The sequence below is a fragment of the Rhodovulum sp. 12E13 genome (assembly GCF_003340565.1).
Lineage (GTDB): Bacteria > Pseudomonadota > Alphaproteobacteria > Rhodobacterales > Rhodobacteraceae > HLUCCA09.
Genome location: NZ_QPLK01000026.1, coordinates 21,738 through 31,738, shown reverse-complemented (window position 1 = coordinate 31,738; position 10,001 = coordinate 21,738). Strand labels below are relative to the sequence as shown.

9 protein-coding genes are annotated in these 10,001 nt (G+C 71.2%); 5 read left to right on the top strand and 4 right to left on the bottom strand.

Annotated elements, in window-relative coordinates; genetic code table 11:
• Positions 1-216 precede the first annotated feature (216 nt).
• The 3 genes from DLJ49_RS17650 to DLJ49_RS17640 all read right to left on the bottom strand — a co-directional run bounded on the left by DLJ49_RS17650 (position 217) and on the right by DLJ49_RS17640 (position 2,083).
• On the bottom strand, positions 217-648 hold the full coding sequence (locus DLJ49_RS17650; RefSeq protein ID WP_115394870.1) for a PPC domain-containing DNA-binding protein: 432 nt from the start codon (positions 646-648) through the stop codon (positions 217-219).
• A gap of 198 nt (positions 649-846) precedes the next feature.
• Positions 847-1,569 carry a hypothetical protein gene (locus tag DLJ49_RS17645; RefSeq protein ID WP_115394869.1) on the bottom strand — a complete coding sequence of 241 codons (723 nt, stop codon included), beginning with the start codon at positions 1,567-1,569 and terminating at the stop codon, positions 847-849.
• A gap of 262 nt (positions 1,570-1,831) precedes the next feature.
• On the bottom strand, positions 1,832-2,083 hold the full coding sequence (locus DLJ49_RS17640) for a PCC domain-containing protein (protein WP_115394868.1): 252 nt from the start codon (positions 2,081-2,083) through the stop codon (positions 1,832-1,834).
• Between the two features lie 150 nt (positions 2,084-2,233).
• Between DLJ49_RS17640 and DLJ49_RS17635 the strand changes: the two genes are divergently transcribed.
• From DLJ49_RS17635 to hemP, 5 genes are all read left to right on the top strand, one after another.
• A complete protein-coding gene (locus DLJ49_RS17635) occupies positions 2,234-2,980 on the top strand; it encodes a YkgJ family cysteine cluster protein (protein WP_158547500.1) in 747 nt (248 codons plus the stop codon).
• Positions 2,981-3,100: 120 nt separating this feature from the next.
• Entirely contained in the window at positions 3,101-5,302 is a 2,202-nt protein-coding gene (glgB, locus tag DLJ49_RS17630; RefSeq protein WP_115394866.1) for a 1,4-alpha-glucan branching protein GlgB, read from the top strand.
• A gap of 10 nt (positions 5,303-5,312) precedes the next feature.
• Positions 5,313-7,709: a glucosylglycerol hydrolase gene (gghA, locus tag DLJ49_RS17625; protein WP_115394865.1), complete on the top strand. Its 2,397-nt coding sequence runs from the start codon at positions 5,313-5,315 to the stop codon at positions 7,707-7,709.
• 323 nt (positions 7,710-8,032) lie between these two features.
• Positions 8,033-8,218, top strand: coding sequence for a hypothetical protein (locus DLJ49_RS17620; RefSeq protein ID WP_115394864.1), 186 nt, complete (start codon positions 8,033-8,035; stop codon positions 8,216-8,218).
• A complete protein-coding gene (gene hemP / locus DLJ49_RS17615) occupies positions 8,205-8,396 on the top strand; it encodes a hemin uptake protein HemP (protein WP_233489181.1) in 192 nt (63 codons plus the stop codon). Before DLJ49_RS17620 ends, hemP begins: the two co-directional genes overlap by 14 nt.
• Positions 8,397-8,400: 4 nt before the next feature.
• Here hemP and glpD read toward each other — a convergent pair whose 3' ends face one another.
• Positions 8,401-9,999, bottom strand: coding sequence for a glycerol-3-phosphate dehydrogenase (gene glpD / locus DLJ49_RS17610; protein WP_115394862.1), 1,599 nt, complete (start codon positions 9,997-9,999; stop codon positions 8,401-8,403).
• Positions 10,000-10,001 lie beyond the last annotated feature (2 nt).

Genomic DNA, 10,001 nt, shown 5'->3' with positions numbered 1-10,001 from the left:
CGAAGAACCTCGCCGCCTACGGTCGATGGCACGCCGCCCGAGAAAACGGAGCCACGAGTTACCTCAACGTCCTCACGACGCTGCTCGCCTCAGCTCCACGCGCCAACACGGTTTGCTGACACCGCCCGAGCCGAGTCTATGCGGCGCACCTCCGGTGCGACGGGGCGGCCCGGCGATGGCGCGGCGGCCTGCGGCCTTGCTTCCGCGCCGGGAACCTCACCGAAACGCCAGCTCCCGATACCCCGTCTCGGGGTCGACCGGCCGGGTGAAGACGGGGCCCTCGGCCAGTGCCAGCACCACCTCCGCCGTCGTGCGCACCTCGCATCCCGGCAGCAGGTGGCCGCCGGTCATGCCGCCCACCCTGTCCGCCACGGCGAGGTGCAGGTGCGGGCCGTCGTGCGAGAAGGTGCCAGAGAGGGCGACGATCTCCAGCGGGCCGGCCACCTCCAGCGCGTCGTCGCGGCCGGCGGGACGAAGGCGGGCCCGGGTCAGCGAGCCCACGGCGGCGGCGAGAAAGCCGGCCTGCTCGGGCTGATCCGCAAAGGTCTGCTCCAGCACGCCGCGCAGATCCTCGCCCGGCTGCAGCCGAAGGGCGAGGAACCGGCTGGCGTCGGCGGGCCAGCCGCGGGAGAGCGGGGAGCGCGTCATGTGCCCACTCTCCCGGCCGCGGCGCGCCGGTCAAGCCATGTCGGGCCCGGGGGCGCGGCGCAGAGGCGGCCCGCCGATGGCCGCGGGGCGGTTTCGCGCCGCTTCAGCCCACGAAGTCCCGCCGCAGCCCGCCCGTGAAGACCCTGATCCGGCCGAGGTTCGCCAGATTTCGGCGGGGGTTGCGTAAAAGGCCCCGGTTCACCACCTGCCATCGCAGCAGCGGCGGCTTCTGACGGGGCCGGCTGTGCGAATTGGGGTGGCGGCGGCGATAGGGGCCGCGCGAAAGGTGAAGGGCGCGAGCGGCGCGTCCGATTTCGCCCGAAGATCCCGGACGAAATGGTGCTGCACGAACTCGGTCCGGATCCTTTCGAGCTGCGTCGCCTCGTTCGCTCCATCGAGCCCGAGCAGGTCGCGCCGATGCACGAGGCTGCTGCCGGACTTCAGGTGGAAGTCGTCCAGCGGCGCGATGATCTCGACAGGGCCGGCCTGTTCGAACTGCCAGCCGGACTGGACATACCAGCCATTCTCGCCCTGCCGTTCGACGACGAAGCGCACGAGATCCCGGTGGAGAAGATCGTCGTCGTCGACCGCCATGACATAGGGGCTGTCGGGCGCCTGCTCGAGCGCGGCAAGCAGGCGGCGACTCTTGTCCGGCTCGAAAGCCTCGATGGCGGTCTGGTAGCCGTGCTCGGCCATGTCATGCACGCGATTGGCAGGCATGTCGAGCCAGGCGACCTCGGTCCGGTCGGGCAGGTCGGGGAGCGGTGTGCCGCGGTTTGCCGCGATCACCGCACGCCAGTCTTGCGAGCTCTGATTGGCGAAGGAGCGCAGCGTCGTGGAGAGATAGCGCATCGCCATCGGGACGGAGGCCATGTTGTCCGGGTGCCGGATGGGCACGAGGAAGGTGAGGCAAGGGGCCATGGCGGGGCACGCTCCTGTGCGAGACGCGGCGCTGCCGCGCGCCGGCTGGTAGCAGGAGCCAGAACGGCCGGCAAGCGGGGACGGGGTGCAGCGACGGGGTGCAGCGACGGGGCGGCGACCCGGACAAGCGATCAGGGGACGACGGCGAGCTCGCGCTATCCGGTCTGGGGTTCCAAAAGCCGGGCGAAGGGCGGCCCCTCCGCCAGCGCCAGCGCTCCCTTGTTGCGCAAGGCGCAGCCCGGCAGCAGGTGACAGCCGGTCGTCACACACAGATCGCCCGACACGGCGGGCCGGAAAGCGCCACGATCTCGAGCGGTCCCGTCACCTCGAGCGCGGCGTCGCGGCCCGCCGGCCGAAGCCGGGCGCAAGCGAGCGAGCCGAGGGCCGCCGCAAGGATGCCCGCACGCTCGGAAGCGGCGTCGAAGGCGCGCTCGATGGCAGCACGCAGGTCGTCTCTCGGGCGCAGGCGCAGCGCGAGCGGGCGGGTGGCCGCCGCGGGCTCGGCAGCGGGCAAGAAATCCGTGCCTGCGTTGTCGGGGCCGGGGGCCGCAGGTCAAGCCTTGCGAGCGGGCGCCGCCGCTGTCAGGAGAGACGGGATGGAGATCCTGCACACATGAGCCGGGCGGACAGGCGGCGACGGGCGGCCACGGGGGGGCGTGGGCCGGTGACGGACGCCGACGCTCTCGCCCGCCGGATCCGGGCGGCGAAGCTGCCGGGCACGCCGCCGGAGCTGGCCGAGAGGGCGAAGAAGGCGCTCGAGGCGTTCGTCGAGAGTGCTGCGGCACAGGGCGTGCCGCTGGCCGAGATCGCGCGGCACATGGCCGACGGGCGCGCGGCCGCCACCATCGCCCATGTCGAGCGCGAGCAGGCCACCGCGCAGGGTCAGGACCCGGCGAAGGGCGCAGCCTGCGCCGCCGGCTGCGCCTTCTGCTGCATCCTGTCGGGCGAGGACGGCGGCACGATCACCGCGCACGAGGCCGAGCGGCTGCACGCCGCGCTCGCCCCCCGCGCAGGCGAGCCCGACGGGCGCGACTGGCACCCGAACGCCTGCCCCGCGCTCGACCCGGCAACCCGCATGTGCCGCGCCTACGAGGCCCGCCCGCTCATCTGCCGCTCCTACCACTCGGCCGATGCCGCCGCCTGCGAGGCGAACGCCGCCGGAGAGCCCGCCCCCGGCGCCCGCCTCGCCGGCGCGCACCTGACCTATCTTGCCGCCCATGGCCTCGCCCGCGCGGCGCTGGGGCCGCGCGCCCGGGTCGAGACCTTCGCGCTCAGAGAGGTCGCGCGCGCCGCCGTCGAGGGACAGGACGCAGAGACAGCGCTCGCGGCCGCCCGCCATGGCCCGCCCGCGCTCGACGCCGAGCGGCGCCGCACCGGCCGGGCATGGACGGCCGCGCGCGGGCGGGGATAGGCGCGCGCCGTCCGGCGACCCCGCCCCGCGCCGGGCCCATCGCGCCGCCAGGGCGCGCCGGCCCCACGCCCCGCTTCCGGCCGCTGTTGCACTCTGATCCAGCTCGCCTAGGCTTGGGGGATGGATACGCGCACCAAGGACCCGCTCGCCCTGATCCCCGAAACCGACCGCGCCCGCCTCGCCGAGGGCCGCCACGACGACCCGTTCTCGGTGCTGGGGCCGCACCGACGCGCGGGCGCCCGGCATGTCACGGTCATGATGCCCGCCGCGCGGTCGCTCGTGGCCGAGACCGGCGGGCAGGCGCACGAGCTCGCCCGCTCCACCGCCCATCCGGGCCTGTTCTCGGGGCCGGTGCCGGGCGAGGCGCCCTATACCCTGACGGCGACCTTCGAGGACGGCTCCGGCTTCACCTTCGAGGATGCCTACGGCTTCGGCCCCGTCATCGGCGAGATGGACGAATACCTGCTCGGCGAGGGCACGCATCGCCGCCTGTGGATGGCGCTCGGCGCGCATGTGCGCGAGCACGAGGGCGCGCGCGGCACCCATTTCGCGGTCTGGGCGCCGAACGCGCGGCGCGTCTCGGTGGTCGGCGCCTTTTCCGCGTGGGACGGGCGGCGCCTGCCGATGCGGCGGCGGGGCGCGACCGGCGTGTGGGAGATCTTCGTGCCCGGCGTGGGCGAGGGCGAGGCCTACAAGTACGAGATCCTGGGCCGCGACGGCACGCTCCAGCCGCTCAAGGCCGACCCGGTGGGCTTCGGCGCCGAGCATCCGCCCGCCACCGCCTCGGTCGTGCGCGACATCACCGGCTACGGCTGGCACGACGGGGAGTGGATGGCGAGCCGCGAGGGCCGCAACGCCCGAACCGCCCCCATCTCGATCTACGAGGTGCATCTGGGCTCGTGGGTGCGCAAGGCCGAGAACCGGCGCATAAGCTACAGGGAGGCGGCGGAGGAGCTGGTCGCCTACGTCAGCGACATGGGCTTCACCCATATCGAGCTGTTGCCGATCAGCGAGTATCCGTTCGACGGCTCGTGGGGCTATCAGCCGGTGGGCCTGTTCGCGCCCACGATCCGCCACGGCCCGCCGCACGAGTTCCGCGACCTGATCGACGCCGCCCACCGGGCGGGCGTGGGCGTGCTGCTCGACTGGGTGCCGGGGCACTTCCCGACCGACCCGCACGGGCTGGGGCAGTTCGACGGCACCGCGCTCTACGAGCACGCCGACCCGCGCGAGGGCTTCCACCACGACTGGAACACGCTGATCTACAACTTCGGCCGGACGGAAGTGGCCAACTTCCTGATGTCGAACGCGCTCTACTGGCTGGAGGAATACCACGTCGACGGGCTGCGCGTGGATGCCGTCGCCTCGATGCTCTACCGCGACTATTCGCGCAAGGAGGGCGAGTGGGTGCCCAACATCCATGGCGGGCGCGAGAACCTCGAGGCGATTTCGCTCCTGCAGGAGACCAACACCACCGTCTACGGCGAGGTGCCCGGCATCATGACGGTGGCCGAGGAGAGCACCAGCTTTCCCGGCGTCTCGGCCCCGGTCGACGGCGGGGGCCTGGGCTTCGGCTACAAGTGGAACATGGGGTGGATGAACGACACCCTCGAATACATGAAGAAGGACCCGGCCTGGCGGAAGCATCACCACAACCAGATGACCTTCGGGCTGACCTACGCCTTCTCGGAAAACTTCATCCTGCCGATCAGCCATGACGAGGTCGTGCACGGCAAGGGCTCGCTCTACACCCGGATGCCGGGCTCGCACGAGGACAAGCTCGCCAACATGCGGGCCTATTACGGCTTCATGTGGGGGCACCCGGGCAAGAAACTGCTCTTCATGGGCCAGGAATTCGGCCAGCAGGCCGAATGGAACCACGACGAGGCGCTGCACTGGTGGCATCTCGACGATCCCCTCCATGCGGGGCTGAAGCGGCTGGTGCGCGACCTCAACACGCTCTACCGCGGCGAGCCCGCGCTGCACGTGCGCGACGCCGAGCCCTACGGCTTCCAGTGGATCGAGGCCGACGATGCCGACCACTCGGTCTATGCGTGGCTGCGGCGCGGCGGCGAAGGCGACCGCGAGATGGTCGTCGTCGTCAACTTCACCCCGGTCGAGCGGTCGAACTACCGCCTCAGCCTGCCGCTGAAGGGCACGTGGCGAGAGGCGCTGAATACCGATGCGCGCGTCTATGGCGGCGCCGACCGCGGCAACATGGGCGGCATCGCCGCCGACCGGCCGGGGCTGCACGGCTTCGCCGCCTCGGCGCAGGTCTATCTGCCGCCGCTCTCCGCCCTGTTCCTCGTGCACGACGGCTGAGGAGGCCGCGATGAAGGACACCGACACGACCCCGCTCGCGGAGCGGATCAAGGAAGACATGGACGCCGCCCAGGCGCTGGCCGACGAAGCGCACCGGCTGTGGAACACCTCCGCCACCGCCTTCGCCGGCGAGCAGGCCATCGCGCGCAAGCTCGGGGGGCAGGTCGAGGGCGACGTGGCGTGCTTCGGCTTCTGGACACCTGAATTGCTCGACGCCCGCGTGCCGCGCGGCGACGTCTTTCTCGAGGTGCTCTCGCCGCGCGAGCCGCTCGACCTCACCACCACCCGGCAGAAGCTGCGGTTCGAGCGGGTCTACGTGCCGACGGTCCGCTACGAGGCGCACACCTTCGCGGCCGTCAGGGGGATGCAGGCGGGCACGCGCGACGTGGTGGGCGACTTCTATGCGCTGGTGTGGCGCGATGCCGAGGGCCAGTGGCACCGCATCCTCGACCCGCTCGCCGCCTCGCTGCCCTTCGGCGCCTTCGCGCCGGCCGAACTGTACGACGTGGCGGCAATGCAGTCGGCACGGCGCGACAAGGCGCATTTCGAGGCGTTCGAGCGCGAGGGGGACGCTCCCGCCAAGCTGGGGCCGCCCGTCAACATCCTGCAGATCCACGTGCCCACGGCGACAGCGGGCGGCACGCTCGCCTCGCTGACGCGCCACTACGAGCGCCTGGCCGAACGGCTGGAGGCGGGCCTGACCTTCGAGCCGGCCGATCAGCTCTTTCTCGGCTACGACGCGGTGCAGCTCCTGCCCGTCGAGCCCACCACGGTCTACGAGACCGGACCCGCCTTCTGGGAGGAGGACGTGGGCGACGATACCGGCGTGACCGTCACGCTGCACCGCCCCGACACCACGAACTGGGGCTACGACGTGGTGATCGCGGGCATGGGCACGGTGAACCCCGTGCTGCTCGAGACGGGCCGGCCCGACGAGCTGGCCGATTTCGCCGCCGTCCTGCATACCTTTCCCAAGCGGCCGAAGAAGCTGATCCTCGATGTCGTCTTCGGCCATTCCGACAACCAGGGCCTCGCCGCGCTGAACAGCCATTTCTTCGCGGGGCCCAACATGTACGGGCAGAACCTAGACTACCAGAACCCCGCGGTGCGGGCGATCCTGCTCGAGATGCAGCGCCGCAAGGTCGATTTCGGCGCCGACGGGGTGCGCGTCGACGGCGCGCAGGACTTCAAGTTCTGGGACAGCTCGGCGCAGGAGCTCAGGCACGACGACGACTACCTGCAGTCGATGGCCGACATGGTGCAGGAGGTCGCGGGCGTGCCCTACCGCCCGTGGTTCATCTTCGAGGACGGCCGCCCCTGGCCGCAGGAGGACTGGGAGCTCTCGTCGACCTATCGTGCGGTCATCGAGACGCAGCGCGACGACGACGTGTTCCAGTGGGGGCCGTTGACCTTCGCGCACAACACGCCGTTCCTCTACACCTTCTGGCTGTCGAAGTTCTGGCGCATCCAGGAGATGCTGAAGGTGGGCTCCAACTGGATCAGCGGCACATCGAACCACGACACGCTGCGGCGGGGCACGCAGGTCAACCCCAAGCTCAACATCAACACCCGCCTCGGCGAGACGCAGATGGAGATCCTCGACAAGGCCTACGACAACCCGGTCGTCGCGATCTTCACCAACGCGGCCATGCCGGGCGTGCCGATGGATTTCCTCAACGCCACGGCGCGCGCCTCGTGGGGCTTCATCCGCAACCAGGACGACCGCTACGGCGTCAAGGTGGTGGCCGAGGAGGCGATCAGCCTGAAATGGCAGGTCGACGCCTATGCCTATTCGATCCCCGCCAATTTCCGCCGGCTCAAGGCGCTTGGCTACGAGACACGGGAGGATCTCGCCCGCTTCCTCGAGTTCCTGCAGGGGCTGGTGGAGGTGACCGACTACGACCTCGACGAGATCGTGCGGCTGCTGAACCGGCCCGAGCCCGCGCTCGCGGGGCCCGAGATGTTCACCGTGCAGAACCTCAAGGAAATCGCGCGGGCGTGGATGGACGACATGCACGACTACTGCAACGTCTCGCACTCGCTGTCCTCGCTCGAGCCCGCCCAGGCCGACTTCATGATGCGGCTGCGCAACTTCCGCCGCGCCCGGCCATGGCTGCGCGACAATTACGGGCCTGCCGACCGGTTCGACTACCTGCGGCCCATCGCGGGGCGCTGCGTGTTCACCTCGCTCCGTCACGGGCCAGACGGCGAACAGGTCTATTCGGTGATGCACATGGAGGGACAGGCGACCGACGAGATCGACCCGCTCGCCCTGCCCGTCGAGGGGCTCGCGGGCGCGGGGTGGGAGCTGGCGCTGCGCACCCCCGACATCGGGCCCGACTATACCGGCGGGCCGATCACCCTGCGCGACTCGATGGGCCTCGTCTTCACCCGCCGCACGACCTGAAAGGGGCGGGGGCGCAACCGGGCGCGGAAGCGGAGCCCGGGGCGGAAGGCGGAGCCGGGGTCGGGGGCGCTGCCCCCGTCGCCCGATCCGGGCGACTCCCCCGGGATATTTGGAGCAAGAAGAAGACAGGCGCCGCGGGTGCGCCACGCGCAGGGCATGGCGCAATGGCCGGCGCAGAGCACGGTGCAATGCACGGGCGGCTTGACACGCCCGAGCATTTCACTCAGGAATTGGAGGCGCCGCCACCCGCGCGGCCGGCCCCGCGCCGGCACGGCCGGGCAGCCAGAGGCGCACGCGATACGGTTTCCCACGGAGGCGCGCGCATGGCTGCCCGACCCCAACCCTTCCCCCATGCCCGAGAGACGTCGCTCGGCGGGAGAGACCTCACCGACCGCTGCCTGGCCCGCGACGATCTCGCCGAGATCCTGCGAGAGGCGGGATTGCCGCAGGGCTTCGCCATCGACTGGCTCATCGACAGGGTGGAGCCTGCCGCCCGTGCCCCGCGCTGAGCCGATGGACGACGACCGCCCCGATCGCTTCCATCGTCCGGCCCCGCGCCCCGAACCGCCGCTGCGCTACCGCGTGGAGGACCTTCTGGCGGGCGCCGACCGCGCCGAAATCGCGCTGGGCGAGCAGATCTATACCCTGCGCATGACCCGGTCGGGCAAGCTGATCCTGACGAAGTAGGCGCTCACTCGGCCGCCGCGGCGAGGGCCGGGCGGCGCTCTGCCATCCAGGTGTCGAGGCGGGCAATCTCCCCGGCGGTCATCCGCAGGCCGAGCTTCGAGCGGCGCCAGACGACGTCGGCGGCGGTGCGGGCGAATTCGCGCGTCATCAGCCAGTCGACCTCGGCCGCCGTCAGGGTCGCGCCGAACGCCTCGCCGAGATCGCCCTCCGCGCGGGCCGCGCCGAGGATCGCCCGCGCCTCGGTGCCGTAGGCGCGCACGAGGCGGAGCGCCCAACGGTCGGTCAGGAACGGGTAGTCGGCACGCAGGCCCTCGACCAAAGCGCCCACCCCCGTCACGGGAAAGTCGCCCCCGGGCAGCGGCACGCCCGCCGTCCACGGCCCGGACGCCTGCGGGAACACCTCGGCGATCCTGCCGAGCGCCCCCTCGGCGAGCTTTCGGTAGGTCGTGATCTTGCCACCGAAGACGTTGAGCACCGGCGCGCCCTGCGCGCGCTCGAGCTTGAGCACGTAGTCGCGGGTGGCGGCGGTGGCCGACTTCGCCCCGTCGTCGTAAAGCGGGCGGACGCCGGAATACGTCCAGACCACGTCGTCCTCGGTCACCGGCCGCTCGAAGTAGGACGAGGCGAAATCGAGCAGGTAGCGCTTTTCGCCCTCGGTGATCTCGGGGGTCGCGTCGGCGTCGGGGTGCTCCTGGTCGGTCGTGCCGATCAGGGTGAAATCGGTCTCGTAGGGGATGGCGAAGATGATGCGCCCGTCGGTCCCTTGCAGGAAATACGCCTTGTCATGGTCGAAGAGCTTGCGCGTGACGATATGCGAGCCGCGCACCAGGCGGATGTCGTCGGGCGTGTTGAGCCTGAGCGTGCCGTGCAGCACGTCGCCCACCCAGGGGCCGGCGGCGTTGACCAGCATCCGCGCACGGCGCGTCACGGTCTCGCCCGTCTCGGCGTCGCGCAGCGTGGCCTCCCAGCACCCGCCCCGCGGCTCGGCGCCGACGAGCCTCGTGCGCGGCAGGATGCTGGCGCCGCGCTCGGCCGCGTCGCGGGCATTCAGCACGACGAGGCGGGAATCCTCGACCCAGCAATCGGAGTACTCGTAGGCGGTCCGGAAGCGATCCTGCAATGGCGCGCCCTCTGGGCGGCGGCGCAGATCGAGCGTGCGGGTGGGCGGCAGGATCTTTCGGCCGCCGAGATGATCGTAGAGAAACAGGCCGAGGCGGATCAGCCAGGCCGGCCGGCGCCCCTTCATCCACGGCATCACCCTGGTCAGCAGGCGCGAGGTCGGCGTGTCGCCCTCGAACCGCATCTCGGGGTGCCAGGGCAGCACGAAGCGCAGGGGCCACGAGATGTGCGGCATGGCGCGCAGCAGCACCTCTCGCTCGACCAGCGCCTTGCGCACCAGGTCGAACTCGAAATACTCGAGATAGCGCAGCCCGCCGTGGAAGAGCTTGGTCGAGGCCGAGGAGGTCGCCTGCGCGAGATCGTCCATCTCGACCAGCGCGACCGACAGGCCGCGCCCCGCGGCGTCCCGTGCGATTCCCGTCCCGTTGATCCCCCCGCCGATCACGAGGAGGTCGACGATGGCGTCGTCGGCCATGTCCGTCATGC